The 18139-nt window shown below is 34.1% G+C and carries 18 protein-coding genes; 13 read left to right on the top strand and 5 right to left on the bottom strand.

All coding sequences use genetic code 11. The annotated features are described in order from the left end of the window. The first annotated feature begins 3 nt into the window (after positions 1–3). From CLV90_RS16545 to CLV90_RS16530, 4 genes are all read left to right on the top strand, one after another. Positions 4–1413, top strand: a complete 1410-nt coding sequence (locus tag CLV90_RS16545; protein WP_133688628.1) for an MBL fold metallo-hydrolase — start codon at positions 4–6, stop codon at positions 1411–1413. A gap of 89 nt (positions 1414–1502) precedes the next feature. Continuing rightward, on the top strand, positions 1503–1847 hold the full coding sequence (locus CLV90_RS16540) for a rhodanese-like domain-containing protein (RefSeq protein WP_133688627.1): 345 nt from the start codon (positions 1503–1505) through the stop codon (positions 1845–1847). Between the two features lie 35 nt (positions 1848–1882). Further along, entirely contained in the window at positions 1883–2881 is a 999-nt protein-coding gene (locus tag CLV90_RS16535) for a c-type heme family protein (protein WP_133688626.1), read from the top strand. A 12-nt stretch (positions 2882–2893) separates the two neighbouring features. Beyond that, positions 2894–3163: a cation transporter gene (locus CLV90_RS16530; RefSeq protein WP_133688625.1), complete on the top strand. Its 270-nt coding sequence runs from the start codon at positions 2894–2896 to the stop codon at positions 3161–3163. A 32-nt stretch (positions 3164–3195) separates the two neighbouring features. On the opposite strand, the gene CLV90_RS16525 is transcribed toward CLV90_RS16530, so the two are convergent. Then, positions 3196–4071: a sterol desaturase family protein gene (locus tag CLV90_RS16525; RefSeq protein ID WP_133688624.1), complete on the bottom strand. Its 876-nt coding sequence runs from the start codon at positions 4069–4071 to the stop codon at positions 3196–3198. A 226-nt stretch (positions 4072–4297) separates the two neighbouring features. On the opposite strand from CLV90_RS16525, the gene CLV90_RS16520 reads away from it, so the two are divergent. Together CLV90_RS16520 and CLV90_RS16515 are read left to right on the top strand one after the other, a co-directional pair. Next, complete coding sequence (locus CLV90_RS16520; protein WP_133688623.1) at positions 4298–4504, top strand: YgaP family membrane protein; 207 nt, start codon at positions 4298–4300, stop codon at positions 4502–4504. A 140-nt stretch (positions 4505–4644) separates the two neighbouring features. Further along, a complete protein-coding gene (locus CLV90_RS16515) occupies positions 4645–5955 on the top strand; it encodes an NAD(P)/FAD-dependent oxidoreductase (RefSeq protein ID WP_133688622.1) in 1311 nt (436 codons plus the stop codon). Between the two features lie 43 nt (positions 5956–5998). Here the strand turns inward: CLV90_RS16515 and CLV90_RS16510 are convergent, their stop codons facing one another. Beyond that, the gene (locus CLV90_RS16510) at positions 5999–7333 is read right to left on the bottom strand and encodes an OprD family outer membrane porin (RefSeq protein ID WP_133688621.1); all 1335 of its coding nucleotides are present in this window, start codon (positions 7331–7333) and stop codon (positions 5999–6001) included. Between the two features lie 4 nt (positions 7334–7337). Beyond that, positions 7338–8375, bottom strand: a complete 1038-nt coding sequence (locus tag CLV90_RS16505; protein WP_243835511.1) for a c-type cytochrome — start codon at positions 8373–8375, stop codon at positions 7338–7340. Positions 8376–8561: 186 nt separating this feature from the next. On the opposite strand from CLV90_RS16505, the gene CLV90_RS16500 reads away from it, so the two are divergent. Together CLV90_RS16500 and CLV90_RS16495 are read left to right on the top strand one after the other, a co-directional pair. Next, complete coding sequence (locus CLV90_RS16500) at positions 8562–9089, top strand: DsrE family protein (RefSeq protein WP_133688620.1); 528 nt, start codon at positions 8562–8564, stop codon at positions 9087–9089. Between the two features lie 11 nt (positions 9090–9100). Further along, on the top strand, positions 9101–9694 hold the full coding sequence (locus tag CLV90_RS16495) for a class I SAM-dependent methyltransferase (protein ID WP_133688619.1): 594 nt from the start codon (positions 9101–9103) through the stop codon (positions 9692–9694). A 39-nt stretch (positions 9695–9733) separates the two neighbouring features. On the opposite strand, the gene CLV90_RS16490 is transcribed toward CLV90_RS16495, so the two are convergent. Beyond that, the gene (locus CLV90_RS16490; RefSeq protein ID WP_133688618.1) at positions 9734–12031 is read right to left on the bottom strand and encodes a TonB-dependent receptor domain-containing protein; all 2298 of its coding nucleotides are present in this window, start codon (positions 12029–12031) and stop codon (positions 9734–9736) included. 81 nt (positions 12032–12112) lie between these two features. Then, positions 12113–12490, bottom strand: coding sequence for a hypothetical protein (locus tag CLV90_RS16485; protein ID WP_133688617.1), 378 nt, complete (start codon positions 12488–12490; stop codon positions 12113–12115). A 227-nt stretch (positions 12491–12717) separates the two neighbouring features. On the opposite strand from CLV90_RS16485, the gene CLV90_RS16480 reads away from it, so the two are divergent. From CLV90_RS16480 to cydB, 5 genes are all read left to right on the top strand, one after another. Then, positions 12718–13383, top strand: a complete 666-nt coding sequence (locus tag CLV90_RS16480) for a peroxiredoxin (RefSeq protein ID WP_133688616.1) — start codon at positions 12718–12720, stop codon at positions 13381–13383. Between the two features lie 67 nt (positions 13384–13450). Next, positions 13451–14791 carry an MBL fold metallo-hydrolase gene (locus tag CLV90_RS16475; RefSeq protein WP_133688615.1) on the top strand — a complete coding sequence of 447 codons (1341 nt, stop codon included), beginning with the start codon at positions 13451–13453 and terminating at the stop codon, positions 14789–14791. Then, the gene (locus CLV90_RS16470; protein ID WP_133688614.1) at positions 14788–15267 is read left to right on the top strand and encodes a Dps family protein; all 480 of its coding nucleotides are present in this window, start codon (positions 14788–14790) and stop codon (positions 15265–15267) included. The genes CLV90_RS16475 and CLV90_RS16470 overlap by 4 nt, the downstream gene beginning before the upstream one ends. 217 nt (positions 15268–15484) lie before the next feature. Further along, positions 15485–16840 (top strand): cytochrome ubiquinol oxidase subunit I, encoded by a 1356-nt coding sequence (locus tag CLV90_RS16465; protein WP_133688613.1) that lies wholly within the window; start codon positions 15485–15487, stop codon positions 16838–16840. A gap of 9 nt (positions 16841–16849) precedes the next feature. Further along, on the top strand, positions 16850–17887 hold the full coding sequence (gene cydB / locus CLV90_RS16460) for a cytochrome d ubiquinol oxidase subunit II (protein WP_133688612.1): 1038 nt from the start codon (positions 16850–16852) through the stop codon (positions 17885–17887). Positions 17888–18139 lie beyond the last annotated feature (252 nt).

The following is an 18139-nucleotide window of genomic DNA, read 5'->3' as shown; positions in this document are numbered from 1 at the left end:
CTTATGAAAGTAGAACAAATATATACGGGTTGTCTTGCGCAAGGTGCTTACTACATTGAAAGCAATGGAGAAGTCGCCATTATTGATCCTCTACGAGAAGTACAGCCTTATATAAAGAAAGCTACGGCAGATAATGCTAAAATCAAATATATTTTTGAAACACATTTTCATGCCGATTTTGTAAGTGGTCATGTAACCTTGGCTAAAGAAACTGGTGCTGATATTATATACGGACCAAAAGCGAATCCGTCTTTCGAAGCTATTATCGCAAAAGATAATCAAGAGTTTAAATTAGGTGATATTACTATTACTGCATTACATACTCCTGGTCATACAATGGAAAGTACCACGTATTTATTAAGAGACGCCAATGGTAAAGACTATGCAATTTTTAGCGGAGACACGTTGTTTTTAGGTGATGTAGGCAGACCTGATCTTGCTCAGAAAATGGGCGTATTGACAGAGCGTGACCTTGCCGGATTCTTATTTGACAGTTTACGTGAAAAAATTATGCCTTTAGCAGATGACGTCATCGTTTATCCTGCTCATGGTGCCGGTTCTGCATGTGGTAAGAATATGATGAAAGAAACGGTAGATACATTGGGTAACCAAAAGAAAATGAATTATGCCTTACGTTCAGATATGACGAAAGAAGAATTTATTGATGAAGTAATTGACGGATTACTACCGCCACCTCAATATTTTCCTTTAAATGTAAAACTGAACAAAGAAGGTTATGAAGATATAAAAGAAGTATTGGTTCGTGGTACAAGGGCACTTTCGCCAAAGGCTTTTGAAGCTGCAGCAAATGAAACTGGCGCCATAGTTTTAGATGTTCGTCATCAAGATGAATTTGCAAAAGGTCATATTCCACGTTCCATATTTATAGGATTAGATGGTAGTTTTGCCCCATGGGTAGGTGCTTTAATTGCAGATGTAAAACAGCCAATTGTATTAGTAACTCCTGTAGGTATGGAAGAAGAAACTGTGACTCGATTATCTAGAGTTGGTTTTGATGGTACGCTAGGATATTTAGAAGGCGGATTCAATGCTTGGAAAAAAGCGGCGATGGAGTATGACACCGTAAACCAGGTTGATGCAGATGAACTTAAAAAAGCTATTGAAACTGATCAGGAACCGGTATTCGATGTTCGTAAAGAATCTGAATATCTTTCTGAACATATTATCGATGCCAAAAACACACCGCTAGATTTTTTAAACGACCATTTAGCCGAGTTCCCTAACAAAAAATCATTTTATGTGCATTGCGCAGGTGGTTATAGAAGCATGATTGCTTCTTCTATTTTGAAAAGTAGAGGTATTCATAACCTTATAGATGTAAAAGGCGGATTTAAAGATATTAAAGAAGTTGGTATACCAGTTACTGAATTTGTTTGTCCTACTACATTATAAAAATTTTTTATTGGTTGGTTTTGAAGGGAACGGTCATATACAAAAGACCGTTTCCTTCTATTTTAAATATTAATTATAAACAAGATACTATGTCATTTTTAAGCACACTCTTTGGTAAAAAAGAGGAAACCACTGGTAATATTACCGTGTTGAACAAAACCGAATATGCTACGCAAATTGTAGCTAATAACATAAAACCTTTTGACGTTAGAACTCCGTCTGAATATAACAGTGGGCATATAAAAAAAGCAATAAACGTTGATTTTTTTAATGCAGGTAATTTTAATACTTATTTTGAAAAGATTGATAAGGAAAAACCCGTTTATGTCTATTGCAGATCAGGGGCAAGAAGTCAAAAAGCTGCTCGTAAATTATTAAAAATGGGCTTTGCACAAGTATATGATCTAAAAGGGGGATATGATTCTTGGAATTAATCATAGAATATTCATTTAATCTTTAACATCAAAAAATGAAGAATGCACTTCTATTTTTATCTATCATTTTAATTTCTAGTTGTAAAGATTCCCCTAGTAGTAAAATTAAGGTGCTCGCAGAAAGCGAGAGTGAATATAATACTCAAGAAATACCTAATGAAGGCAAAAAACTTTTAGAAGCTAAATGCTACATCTGTCATAATTCTAAATCAGATGAAAACAATGTACTGGCACCACCTATGGCTGCTATAAAGGCTAGATACCTTAGAAACCATTCTACTAAGGAGTCTTTTTCAGATGCTATATGGAACTTTGTAGAAAAACCCACCAATGAAAAGGTTAAAATGAAAGGAGCTGTTAATCGTTTTGGTCTAATGCCATATCAATCGTTTAACGAAAATGACATACGTAAAATTTCAGATTATATCTTCGATTACCAAATTGAAGAACCTTCTTGGTTTAAAGAACATTGGGAACAAAATCACGGAGATAAAAACTATCATCAAAAAGGTAAAAGAATGAATGGGGTTCTCAACACTAGTGAACCATCTACAATGGAAAAAGGTAAATTGTATGCCCAAACTACCCAAAAAGTTTTAGGAAAGAATCTTATGCTCAACATTCAGAAAAATGGACCTATTGGTGCTGTCGCGTTTTGTAATGAAAAGGCATATCCGCTAACGGATAGTATGGCACTAGTACATCATGCTAAAATTAAAAGAGTAACCGATAAACCAAGAAATCAAAATAATAAAGCAAGCAAAAAAGAGCTTGAATATATTGCTTTTTTTAAATCAAAAATTAATAATAACGAGTCTTACGAACCTATAGTAACTAATGAAAATGGAAAAACTAATTTCTATTCTCCTATCGTTACTAATACCATGTGCCTAAACTGCCATGGTGTTCCACAAACAAATATAGACCCAAAGGTTACCCAACTTTTGAACGATAAATACCCATATGACGAAGCCATAGGCTATAAAGAAAATGAGGTAAGAGGCATTTGGAGTATAAGTTTTAAAGACGAATAAAATAAATAAGAAATGACATCAGTAATTCCTATTCAAAATTTAAAATGTGGTGGCTGTGCCAAAACAATTGTCTCAAAATTAGAAGAGATACCTACCATAAGTAATGTATCGGTATCAGTAGAATCATCATCGGTTTCTTTTGATGCATTAAAGCAAGAAGATATAGCTACTGCAAAAAACAAATTAAAGTCGATTGGCTACCCAAGTCTAGACCAAGATAATTCAGTACTATCAAAAGCGAAGTCCTTTGTAAGTTGTGCTACGGGCAAACTATCTGACTAATTTTTAGAATCTAAAGAAGAAGTAATTATAAATTACTTCTTCTTTGTTTTAAAGCCGTGGGTCAGCTGACCTAAAAAGTTTTCTGGCAAATTCTCATCTCCTGGGTAACCTAATTTCACATCTCCACTATCTTCTGGTATGTAATTGGTTTTAAATATATAATCCCATAGGCTTAAGCTAATTCCAAAATTTACACCATATGTTCCTTCTGGTAAATCATATGCGTGATGATATAAATGCATTACTGGATTGTTTAAAATATATTTTAAAGGTCCCCAAGTAATTTTTATGTTAGAATGATTGAAATGCCCAATTGCTATAGCTGCAAAATGAACAATGTAAGCTTGTTCTGGTTCAAAACCACCAAGAATCATAACTCCGAAGGTCTTCAAAGGTTTGTACAAAATATTCTCCATCCAATGGTATCGTAAATGAGCTGCAAAGCCCATTTCTTTTACGCTATGGTGTACTTGATGAAATTTCCAAAGAAATGCATATTTGTGTAATAATGTGTGTGTAAACCATTGTACAAAATCTAAAACGATAAAGAATAATAAAAGCTGACCCCACATCGGCCAACCAGATATATCTATTAGTGCTAAACTATTTGCTTTTATACCGATGTCAGTAAAAAACACCTGCAATAATTTATAAATACCACTTATGGCAATTGCAAATAGAAAGAAGTTAAAGAACATATAAAAACCGTCTAACCAAAAGTCTTTTCTAAAAACTCCTTGTTGTTTTCTCCAAGGAAAAGCAATTTCTAAAAACCAAACTATAAGCGATATAGAAATTAAGCCCCAAAAGTAATTAAGATACCAAGGCACTTGAAAAATGATTGATTTCCATGTCCAACTTAAAGTTCCTGTTATCGCATTTAAAAACGCATCTATATATGCTTCCATTCCTATAACGCTTTTTGCAAAAATACTGTAATAAATATGGCTTCGCAGTAACCAAAGTTACTTTAGAAACGACGATTAACCATTAATTTTGAGCTGACCAATGTCATATGCCAGTTTCTTAGTTTATAGTACTTTGGTAAAGTAAAAGATTTATTAACCACTATAACTGTTGAGTAAGTCTACTTTATAGTATCAACATTACAAATAACATTTAAATACTAGTATTATGAAAAAAAATATGGGAACCACAGATAAATTCATAAGATTCATAATTGCCGCTATACTTTTAATTGCATTTTTGACAGATACCGTAACCGGTGTTTTAGGTTATGTAGCATTAGCAGTTGCAGCCATTTTCGTATTAACTTCATTTGTTAGTTTTTGCCCTCTTTACACATTGTTCGGGGCTAACACATGCAAAATAAAAAAGTAAGATTACCTTAATTACTCTAAAATATATTACCTAAAGAAATCGACGACTAATTTGCGTGTTGATAATGCTATGTAACATTTGTTACATAATAATCATTTTGTATCTGCTATATTTATCATATTCATAAATACAACAACAAAATGAGTTCACATCATCAGGTATTAGTTATTGGAGGTGGTACTGCAGGTATCATGGTAGCAGCCCAGCTTCTAACTCAAAAAGGAGCTAAAGACGTCGCAATTATTGAACCGGCAGATACCCATTATTACCAACCTGCATGGACTCTAGTAGGTGCCGGTACCTATGATTTTGACAAAACTGCCCGACCGATGTCATCGGTTATACCTAAAAATGCTACTTGGATAAAAGATAAGGCAACCGGTTTCGACCCAGAAAATAATATCGTTCACACTGCTTCTAAAGGAGATATTACATACGATTACTTAGTAGTTGCACCAGGTCTTGCATATGATTTCAGTTTAGTACCTGGCTTAGGTGATGCTATAGATAAAGGAGTGGTTTGTAGTAATTACACAGACCCTAAGCATACTTGGGATGTTATTAAAAACTTCAAAGGCGGTACTGCACTTTTTACGCAACCTACAACCCCAATTAAATGTGGTGGAGCACCACAAAAAATAATGTATCTGGCTGAAAGTCATTTTAGAAAAAACGGAATCCGTAAAAAAACCGATGTGATTTTTGCTACAGGTGGTACGGTTATTTTTGGTGTAAAGAAAATAGCCAAAACATTAATGGAGGTTGTTGACCGAAAAGATATTAACCTTAGATTTCATCATAAACTTGTAGCTGTCGATGGTGATAAACAAATTGCATGGTATGAAATGGGTCAAGAAATTACTGCTGGTGGTTGTGTAGTAATCTCAAGTAATAAAATGGATGATTTGAAATTAGATGAAAAGTTTCAATATAATTATAAAGATGTAAAAGTAGTAGTTGACGGAAATAGATATGGCATTCATTATGATATGATGCATACTGCTCCGCCTTCTGTGGCTCCTAAATTTGTAAAAGATTCAACTTTAGTTAATGCAGCGGGTTGGTTAGACGTAAATCATCAAACTATGCAACATAACACCTACGCTAATATTTTTGGATTAGGCGATGTAGCTGCCTTGCCTACTGCTAAAACCGGAGCAGCAATTCGTAAGCAGGTGCCTATCGTAGTTGACAACTTAAACTTGTTAATGAACAATGATAAAATGGGAACAAAAGCCTATAACGGTTATTCTTCGTGCCCATTGGTTACAGACTACGGAAAAATGGTGTTGGCAGAATTTGATTACGATAATAATTTTACGCCAGATCCTAAATTAAAAAGAATGCTCATAAGCGATTCTTCTAAAGAACATTGGAGATTATGGATGCTTAAAAAATACGGACTACCCTACTTATACTGGAACAAGATGATGAAAGGTCAAAATGTTTAACGTTAAAAAATCTCTGTTTACACAGAGATTTTTTAATGCCCGGTTACCAGTTATAATTCAGAATGACATCTAAATGGAACATATCTACCTTATTAAAATAGAAATTAGGATTGTTTGGTATATCGCCATTTCCAATTTTAGAGGTCAATAACAGCTCTGGTCGTATGCGCTTTAACTTTTTAATATTGAAGAAAATATCTAAATTAATATGGGTGTAATCTGGCATCGCATACTTATTTAAAGTAGCATTGGTTGGATCTGGTTTCCAGTGCTTACCAATACTTAAGATCGACATAAGATTTAGATCTTTTAATAGGGTAAAGTTCTTTTTATAATTTAAAACTAAAGCATGATTATCGGCTGAACCTTCGCTACGTTCTCGCTTTTGAAAACTGAACAAATCTTCTCTGCCCCATTCTCTTGGCGAGATAAATTGACCATGCGGTAATATTCTATTATAACTCAAAGAAACTAGACCTGCTTTACTTTTATACGCGATTTTTAATCCTAATATATCCGACGAATTTTGATTATAATAGCGAAGTGAGTCTATACTGCTACCCCCATCACCTAACTTATTTTGATGCAACCACTCCCCTTCTAAAATAATAGATTTAGATAATTCTAATTTAGGTTTTATATAGATAGAATTAAAAACGTTATCCACATATTGGTTCCAGAGTTTTACACTAAATTCTTTTGATAATTTAAACTCGGCATTTGCCATTAATACATAGTCAGATTCAGTATTATCAGCATATGCCGATGCATTACCATAAATATTTCTACCAACGGGATAGGTTCCAATACTTTCCCCAATACCATAAAACTCCCCTGTTGATCTAGGTGCTATTTCATTTAATACGCCCAATTGAAACTTTGTCTTTTCTTCATTAAAATTATACCAAAACCCTTGAACCAAAGTGGGTATCATTCTACCATCTTCAGGGTTTATCAATGGCGTATTAATTTTCATCCGCCCAAGCGTAAATGAGTGCTGAGCTAGGTGATATTTCGCATACAGTTCTCCTAATAAAAAAACAGCATCATTTTCTAAATCTAATCTATCGAACAATCCTTCTTCATATCTACTAATTCTTCCTGTTGTGGCATCGGGTATGGTTAAATCTTGCAATCCTAAATTCGTAGCGTTATATAATGCTACACCTACTTCTAAGTTTTCTAATAGATTATACTGGTACTTTAATTTACCTCCTGTTGCCAAAGCATTAAAATCTTTTAACTCCCCTTTATTTGACGTCATCATATAATACGTACGCCATTGCCCAGATAGGGTTCCTTTTTTCTTTACCGCCACAGTATCTTGTGCCATAGAAAATATGGGCAAACAAAAAATGAACAGATATACTAATCGCATGGGGTTACTTTGTTTTGGTAATTCCGTATTCCTTTTTGTAAAAGTCCATTATCGGTAGAAAAGGTCCGTATTTGTGCTGTTCTGCAGAAAAATCGTCTACCCATGGACCATAGGGCGTTGAAACCGGTTTTAGTTTCTTGTCTGGGTAATCGTTTTCGGTATTTAATTTATGTGGTCTAGAAAAACTATTGATATATCCTGCTACATGATACGCTTCTTCATCGGTCAGTTTAGGGTTTTCCCAAGTCGCTTGTAAATAAGGCATATTGCTTTTAATAAATTCTGCCGAAGTAATTACCCTATTCATACCTGCACCATCGTTAAAACTATCTGGACCCCATAGTGGAGGATACGTGTAGCTTTTACCATCGACCATATTTAGTACACCCGCCCCATTTTTACCATGACAGATGATACACTCTTTTTGATACACCTGACTTCCCTTTTCTAGATCTACCGCTACAGCAGGTATCTTTATTTTTGGATATCCTTTAAACTCAGCCTTTCTATTTTCTGGTACATCTTCGCTCAACCAATTCATATAGGCTACAATCGCTTTCATTTGGTCAGAATCTACAGGAAGCATTTTGCCGTTCATACTACGCTCCATACACCCATTTATTCGATCTTCAATAGTACCTACTTTATTACCACGACCACCAAACTGTGGAAATCGTTCAATAATACCTACCCAAGAACCAGAGCCTGCTTGTGCCCCTTTTTGTAAATGACAGTTGGCACAAGCCAAATTATTTCCACTATATCTATCCTCGGCTCGCGCAGCATTCGGACCCATATATTTCGAAGATTCTGCAATAAGATAGTACCCTTCCTTAACTGTCTCAGGCATAGTAGCCAACTCTGCCATGGCATCTTTAGGCTGCCAAATTTCTTTGGCCACAAATTCTTCAGTTTCAATAATCATCTCTCTATTTACACTTGGCTCATACGTTAATAGCCATGTAAAAACAAGACCAATTACAACGAATACTATCGCAAATAGCTTAAAAAATTGTTTTGCCAATATTCGTAATTCATTCATAGAACTGTAATCTTACGCGAATTTAAATAACGAAACTATAATTTAAACATGATAACTACAGTAACCATAGTTACACTAACGTTAATTACTTTAACTTACTTTTATTATTTTCAAAAATAGCGGACATTAGTAGTAATCAAAATTTTATTTCAACCAAATTACATTCTTTATAAAATTGACGAACACATGAAAAAAGCATTTCTAATTGCAATAGTACTTATGGCAACACAAATTACAACTGCCCAAGAATGGACCACACCTGTTATTGATGGTTACGGAAAAATTAAAGAATTTAAAGAAGTCGCCGTTCAGGCAAACCCAACCAAAGAATATAATCTTGTATTTGACCTTAAAGACGACCGTGAATTGGAGGGCATAAATATCGGGTATTTCAAAATTGCCAGAATGATTAATATGTTAGGTGCCGGTGGTGTTTCTGCCGATAAAGTGAACATCGTTGCAGCTATACATGGTGGCGCAACTTTTACTGCTTTAAATGATGCGAAATACCAAGAAAAATATAAAAAGGAAAATCCTGATGCAGCCGTTATAAAATTATTAAAAGACTACGGAGTAAAATTTTATGTATGTGCACAAGCAACAGCATCTAGAGGCATTGTTGCCGAAGATTTGAACCCTAATACAGAATTGGGGTTATCTGCAATGATGGTACTTGCCAATTATCAAATGGATGGGTATATATTAATGCCTTAAATAATTACTTCATGAAAGATTTTTGGAACGAGCGTTATGATGAGGAAAGTTATGCGTACGGAAGCTCGCCTAATGATTTCTTTAAACAACAGCTAGATAAATTAAAAGTAGGTTCTATTTTGCTCCCTGCTGAAGGTGAAGGCAGAAATGCCGTCTATGCACTATCTAAAGGTTGGGAAGTATTGGCTTTCGACTTTAGCGGATCTGCTAAAATCAAAGCTCAAGGGCTTGCATTAAATAATGGCTTTAATATTGAATATCAAATAATTGACGCTCTTAAATTTAAAAGTTCTAAAAAGTTTGATGTCATCGCATTCTGTTATGCGCATTTTCCAGTAGCTATTAGAAAGAAAGCAAACCAACATCTTTTAAAATCATTAAAACCAAACGGACATGTCATTTTTGAGGCGTTCTCTAAGAATCAATTAGGAAAATCTTCTGGTGGACCTAAAAATATAGACATGCTTTATGCCATTGATGAAATTGAAGATGAGTTTAAGGGAATAGATTTTGAAATTTTAGAAGAAAAGGAAATAGTATTGAACGAAGGACTTTACCATATTGGTGATGCTTCGGTTATTCGTTTTACCGGTACTAAAGCATAAAAAGGGACCATATTTGGTCCCTTTTTTATATTCCATTTATTAAAATTCATATTGAACAAAAACCGATAGGTTTCTTCCTGGGTCATTAATGGGTTCTGTTCCAAAATCTGCCTGGTTATTAAATGCGAAGTTGAGGTGATTACTATAGGTTTTATCAAAAACATTTAATGCCGCAACACCTAAGGTTAGGTTTTTAATTGGTATTACACCCAAACGTAAATCCATTATTTCATAACCTGGTGTAACCTGCTCACCAAAAGAATACGCAATATTATCTTGCTCGGCAGTCAGCCTATATTCTGCATTCACCCAATACTTTTCTTTTTCATAGCCCAATTTAAACCTTGTAACTAAAGGTGGCACCAAAGGTAATGACTCATTTAAGTCATTATTCTTAGCATATACATAAGCAAGTTCGGTTGTAAAATTAAAATGATTACAAAAGTCTAAACCTGCCATAATTTCAAAACCTGTCTTATATGCATCATCTAAATTCCTAAAAACTTTTGCATTAGATGGTTGGTTCATTGGCATGAATTTTCTTGTCTGTGTTTCGTCTATTACAGCCACTATATAATTTTCGTATAACGAGTAATAGAAAGAAGTACTATAACTGAACATATCAGAAGTATTTTCTGAAATAGGCATCTTCCCTTTAAAACCTAACTCAAACTGATTATTTACTTCTGCATCTAAATTAGGATTACCAACATATTCATACGCATCTTGACCTACGCTAAAGTGATTAATAAAACGTTCAATCATATTTGCCGATCTAACACCACGACCATACGCCACTTCCATAATAAATTGAGGAGAATACACATATTTAATTGAAGCTGTCCCACTAAAATTATGTTCGGTTCTTTTATCTAGGTCAGTGTATAAAGCAGCAAAGTCAGCTTCTGGGTCTTTAGCTTCAGAAGTAACATTGTCATAACGTACACCTGCAGTTAACATAGTTCTTTCTGTTAAGGGGTATTTACCTTCTGCAAATAAACCAATATCATTTATAAATGAATCTTGCCATACCTTATCTTCAATTGTTAAGGGTGTATCTAAAATTCCCATAGCATTTCTTTTCACTAATCGTGTTCTATTGCCATCTCGTGCAATATGCAAAACATCAACACCCGTAAATAGCGCAAGATTGTCTGTCGGTTTTAATTTTAATTCTACTTTACCACCTGCCGTAGTAGCATCAATTGCAGAAATCGCAGATGTCATCATAAAAGTTGGTCTATTGTAATTAGTCATTAAATGATCAACATAGCTATAATAAATTTTAGAATCTATACTTTCAATAAGACCTGGCAGACTACCTAATTTATAATCTAAAGAGAGAATACTACTGTTGTCCTCTTCGGTATCCATAGGTAAACCGGCGTGTAAAACATCGCGCCCAAAAGACTGTCGCCAATGTGCTTGTAGTCTTTGATTTTCAGTAAAATTTACACCTGCTTTTATGCCATAATCTAAGCTTCTAAAAGAAGACGGAATTTCTGTACCGTCACCATCTTCATAATTACCAAAATCACGAAAACCTATATTACCTGCTACGTCATATTTCTCAGTTGCCTGTTGCAACCTTGCCATAGATACCATAGAATTACCATTACTTTCATAACCACCACTTACACTACCATGCAGACCATAATCATCAACAGTTGGTTTTTGAGTAACCATATTTACGATACCACCAAAAGTAGCACCATATCTAACGGAGTATGGTCCTTTTATAATTTCAATCTTTTCAATTTCTTCTGGTATCACATGAGTAGTAATTGGATCCATTCGATTAGGGCAGGCATTCATGGCTTTTGTACCACCATCAAACTGTACATTTAACTGCTCATATTGTGTTGCTCTAAAACTAGGGTCAATTGCATAATTACCTCTTTTAATCAACGAAAAACCATTAACATCATTAAATAGATCAGCTACATTTCTGGGTTGAACTATTCTCTTGACATAATCATTGGTTTCTAAGGTAAGTACCGGATCAATTTTCATATTTCCTGTCACTAAAACTCCGTTAATGGCAATAGGCGCTTCTTGTAAGGTGATTACTATTGGGGAATTAATGTTAATTACCTGATATTCTATGGTCTTATAGCCAACATAAGATATGGTCAAGATTACATTCGCTTCAACATTTTTTAAAACAAAATCACCATCAAAATTGGTATATGTTGCTGATCCGTTATTAGCTAAAATGTGAGCCCCATCAAGTGGCTGCTGGTCTATTTCAGAGATGATTTTTCCTGATAAATTTTGTGCGTAAAGTAAGGGGGTCGATAATAATACCGCTAGTACCCAAAGATATTTTAGGTTCATTGTTTAAATTTTAAATTAATAGAAATACAATCTAACACGCTGTTAATTAGGTGTTAGACACATTACATGGAAATAAAAAAATTAAACTTCTGGCGGATGTTTAATACGTTCAAAGAAATGAAAATCATATAGCACACGATACAGTACATTTTGCAACACTTTTCTAGGTTGTTGTACAAACTCGTATGTAGTCAACGATCCAATAAACAATACTGTTTCGTTTTTAAGCAAGTCTAAATTAATGGGAGTTTTTTCATCATCAGCTTTCTGAGATAACATTTGTGATAAAGCACATTTACCATCACATTTTAATTCTGGTCGTTCTTTATTCTCACAAAATCGTTCTACGAAATCATTTGTAAACACCGCATAATAGCTCATAACGCTGGCAGTCTTAAAACTACTTGCCAAAGAAATGAATGTGAACAGAATTGATATCGTAAAGCTTGACAACTTCATGCTGCAAAATTAAATGACCTTGCTGGTTTAAAATGTGACATTAGTCACACAACTAACATAATCTTGGTAGCACTTCATATTATTTATTAAAACTATACTATAAGGTTATGTCTGCTTTTATTTGTAAAAAAATGTTAAAAATTGATGTGTGTAACCAAGGTTACATTACAAATCTATTTCATAGTTTAATTTTATCGAATATTAAAAAACTATAAATAATACTTATTATGAATAACGAAAATATTATACAGAAACAAGTGATTTCAATGCCTAGAATTGGTGACTTGGCTCCAGATTTTGAAGCAGTTACTACTAAGGGAAAAATTAAAATGTCTGATTTTGCGAAAGACAAATGGATTGTCATGTTTTCGCATCCTGCAGATTTTACTCCCGTTTGTACAACAGAAATGAGCGGCTTTGCAACTCGTAAAGGTGAATTTGATGAACTAAATACTGAACTTTTAGGTTTGAGTATTGATAGTGTTCACGCACACTTAGGTTGGGTACAGAATGTAAGAGAAAATACGGGAGTGTATTTCGACTTCCCAATTATTGCAGATCTTGACATGAAGGTTTCAAAAGCTTATGGCATGTTACAACCTAACGAAAGTGAAACGGCTGCAGTAAGAGCTGTATTTTTTATCGATCCTAAGAAAAAAATAAGATTGGTCATGTATTACCCACTTAACGTAGGTAGAAATATGGATGAAATACTTCGTGCTTTAGATGCTTTACAAACTTCTGACAAACATAAAGTTGCGATGCCTTTAGATTGGAAAAGAAGTGATAAGGTTATTGTTTCTCCACCAAAAACTTTAGATGAGCTTAATGCTCGATTAGAAGATGATACTTTAGAGAAAGTTGATTGGTACCTTGCCAAAAAATCTTTATAATTATATAGAAATCGGTTTTGAACAGTTTTCAAAACCGATTCTTTTTTAATCGTTAAAAACTGTTCTTATGATAATTAAACAATTTGAAGATAAACCGTTGGCTCATTATTCATACGCAATTTTAAGTGGCAATGAAATGGCTTTAGTAGATCCATCTAGAGATCCAGAACCGTACTATAAATTTGCCGAGGAAAACGATGCTAAAATTGTTGCTGTTTTCGAGACGCATCCTCATGCTGATTTTGTTAGCGGACATTTACAAATTCATAAAGAAACTGAAGCCGTAATTTATGTGAGTGAGTTAGTAGGCGCTGATTATCCGCATAAGGCATTTGACGATGGCGCTACTTTTAAAATGAATGAGGTAACCTTCATGGCAATTAACACTCCCGGACATTCTCCTGACGGAATTACTATTGTAGCAAAAGATAAAAATGCAAAACAAGCCATATTTACAGGTGACACTTTATTCATAGGTGATGTTGGTAGACCCGATTTAAGAGAAAAAGCCGGTAATATGAAAGCGAAACGTGAACAACTGGCTGAGGCTATGTTTACTACAATGCAGACCAAATTCAATGATTTACCTGATGACACTTTAGTTTACCCGGCGCATGGTGCCGGTTCTCTTTGTGGCAAGAATATGAGTAGCGATTCTTCTAGTACCTTAGGTAATGAACGTATTAGTAATTGGGCTTTTAAAAAATTATCGAAAGAAGATTTTGTTGACCATATTTTAAAAGACCAACCTTTTATTCCATCTTACTTTGGGCACGATGTAGCTATCAATAAAACAGGTGCTCCAAATTTTATAGGCGCTATTTCTCAAATACCTTTAAAAATAGGAGCTTTCAAAATTGAAAAGAATATTTTGATCATAGATACCAGAGATGAAGCTGAATTCAAGAAAAATCATATGCCAAATTCCATTAATATTATGGCTCGAAATATTGATGATAAAATTGAAACCTGGCTAGGGTCTATTGTTGAACCTTCAGAACCATTCTATATTGTTGTGGCAAGCATAAATGACAAGCAAGAACTACTTGAACGAATAGCAAAAATAGGTTATGAAAGTCAAGTAAAAGCTGTTTTAACGTTAGATAAGGTTTACGAAAAAGAAGATGAATTTGATTTTAACGACTTTGATCAAAATAAAGAAAACTATACCATTGTAGACATTAGAAATAAAAGTGAATTCAATGAAGGTCATTTTTTTGATAGCGCAATTAATATCCCTTTAAATGAATTACGTAATGCCATCGATAAAATTCCGACGAACAAACCAATTGTTATACATTGTGCCGGCGGCTATAGAAGTGCTGCAGGTTCAAGTATTGTATCAAAACAAATTCATAATACCAAGGTATACGACCTAAGCGAAAAAATAAATAATTACAAATTATGACAAATTCAAACTTATCAAACATCGGTTTAGATAAAAAAGATTCTAACGATATCGCAAATCATTTAAATGATTTGCTATCTAATTATCAAATGTTTTACATGAATCTAAGAGGTTTTCATTGGAATATTAAAGGAAAGAAATTTTTTGAACTTCACCTTAAATTCGAAGAGTTGTATAATGACGCTCTGATAAAAGTCGATGAAATTGCAGAGCGTGTGTTAACGCTAAGCAACACTCCTATTCATACGTTCACAAAGTATATTGATAATTCTGAAATCAAAGCCAGTGAAAATGTTGTAGATGGCGACAAGGCTGTAGACAATATTTTAGAAAGCTTAAGTATCTTATTAAAAAAGGAAAGAGCTACCCTTAAAATTGCTGCTGAGGCAGAAGATGAAGGTACCGTTTCTTTAATGAGCGATTATATTACACAACAAGAAAAATTAGTTTGGATGCTATCTGCATATAAAGATTAATAAGGACACTTAAATCTCTGAATCCCTAGAATTTGTTCATATAATTTCTAGGGATTTTTATTTGCCCTTATTTCATGAATAGTTATTCTACTCATAAATACATAGTATTAAATAAGAATTTAAATACTTATTTAATTTTGATTTTTCTTCAAATATGTAACATTGGTTACCTAACTACCCTATCAATTTCCCTAATTTTGTATAAAAATTACCTGTTATGGATGTTGAAATTCTTGCCCGTATCCAATTTGCTTTTACTATTGCCTTTCACTACATATATCCGCCTTTAAGTATCGGAATTGGTTTAATTATGGTGATTATGGAAGGTTTATACCTAAAAACAGGAAATAAACAATATGAAATCTTAACCCGTTTTTGGTTAAAAATTTTTGCTATTACTTTTGGTATTGGTGTTGCCACTGGTATTATAATGGAATTTGAATTTGGTACCAATTGGGCCGTTTATTCTAGATACGTAGGCGATATTTTTGGTAGCGCTTTAGCAGCCGAAGGTTTGTTCGCTTTTGGTTTAGAAAGTACCTTTTTAGGTATATTACTTTTCGGATGGAACCGTGTATCGCCTAAGGTTCACTTTTTTTCAACCATTATGGTTTTCTTTGGCTCTATGTTCTCTGCCGTATGGATCGTTGTAGCCAATAGCTGGCAGCAAACACCTGCAGGTTATCATATTGTAGGCGAAGGTTTTAATGCCAGAGCCGAAGTAACAGATTTTTGGGCTATGGTATTTAATCCCTCTAGTGTTGACAGAATCATTCACGTTTGGCAAGGCGCATTTCTAGCGGGAACTTTCTTAGTTCTTAGCGTTCATGCCTATTATTTATTGAAAGGTAGATATATTGAAATTTCAAAAAAAGCTTTTAAAATTGCTCTTGCCGTAGCAACCATCTTTTCATTGACTCAACTACTATCTGGGCATAGTTCTGCTGATGGTGTTGCCGTAAACCAACCTGCAAAATTAGCCGCAATGGAAGGTCATTATGACAAATCTGCTCCTGCAGATATGTATTTATTCGGTTGGGTAAATAATGACACACAAGAAGTCACAGGAATTAAAATACCAAAAGGACTATCTTTTCTGGTACATCAAGATTTCGAAGAACCAATTACTGGGTTAAATGCCTTCCCTGAAAATGAAAGACCGGGGCAGGTAAATGCTGTTTTTCAGTTTTATCACATTATGGTTTCCATTGGTATCTTTTTGATCGGTTTAACCTTATATGCAAGTTTTCTTTGGTGGCGTGGTACATTATTTGAAAAGAAATGGCTTTTAAAGATCTTTGCGTTCGCCGTATTATTACCGCAGATAGCAAATCAAGTAGGCTGGTTTGCTGCAGAAATGGGAAGACAACCGTGGATTGTTTACGGACATTTACGAACAGATGAAGGCTTTTCGCAAGAAGTATCTGCCAATCAAATTCTATTTTCATTGATACTCTTTTTAGTCGTTTACGCCGTACTATTCCTATTATTTATTTATTCGGTAAATAAAAAGATTAAGCATGGACCATATGATGAAGCTAAAAATCCTGATGAATTTTTAAAATACGTTTAATCTCAAATTATGGAAACTTTTTTAGGTATAGATTACCCTACACTATGGTATTTAGTCGTTGGATTATTATTTTCTGGATATGCAGTTTTAGAAGGATTTGATTATGGTGCAGGTTCGTGGCATCTTTTTTTCAAAAAAGATTTAAGCAGGCGTATCGCCATCAATGCCATTGGTCCATTATGGGATGCTAATCAAGTGTGGCTTATTATAGGTGGTGGAGCATTGTTTGCAGGTTTCCCAGTTATGTACGCTACTATGCTTTCGGCTATGTACATTCCCTTCATGTTATTTTTACTTTTGTTGGTCTTACGTTCTTCTGCAATTAAGTTTAGAAGTGCTGAAAAGATGTTATGGTGGCGAAAAACATGGGATATTGTTTATTTTGGGTCGAATGTTTTAATCGCTTTTTTATTAGGGGTTGTTTTAGGTAATGTACTGCAGGGCTTCGAATTGCACGAAAATTTTAGCTACAAAGGAGGCATATTCTTTGCATTTTTGAGTCCGTATGCAATCATGGCCGGTTTCACAACACTTTCATTATTTATGACGCAAGGTGCTATATTCTTACTTCTAAAGACCGAAGGTCGTTTACATGCAAGACTAACCTTTTTACTTAAAAAAGGAATGATTTTTTTTATCTCAAGTTTTGCAATAACCTCTTTGTATACTTTAATATTTATACACGGAGTAACAGACAAGTTTAAAGAGCAGCCGTTATTCTTTATTTTACCCATATTGGCTTTCTTGGCAGTGGCGAATGTACCCAGACTAGTTTCGAAGAAAAAATATTTTCAAGCATTGATATTCTCTTCATTGACAATGGCTTTTTTACTAATGTTGGTTGCTTTTCAATTATATCCCGTTCTATTACCGTCTACCATAGACCCAACTTATAGTGTTACTATTTATAACGCAGCATCATCTCAAAAATCTTTGGGTATTATGTTGACCATGGTTGTTGTAGGTGCACCATTATTAGCGGGTTATCTTATTTTCCTCTATAAAACATTTAATGGAAAAGTACAATTAGACGATACGAGCTATTAATCAATAGACACCAAAAAAATTAGACGGTTTTAAATAAAAATAGATTCATAAACTACCTTTTAAAACCATGGCTTCGTATTTAGTTCAGGTTAGACCTATTCCTTCTCTTCTTTTTTCTTATTGAGCTTATAAATAAGCCAAATAAAACCTACAACAAAGTGAAGCAAGATGATACCTGCAATAACATAAATCAGTGTATTTGAACTACCTCTCATTTGTAATCTATATTAGAAAATACGTTCAAAACTAATC

The organism is Maribacter spongiicola (assembly GCF_004364165.1).
Classification (GTDB): Bacteria; Bacteroidota; Bacteroidia; order Flavobacteriales; family Flavobacteriaceae; genus Maribacter; species Maribacter spongiicola.
This window is presented reverse-complemented; position numbering and strand designations above follow the sequence as displayed.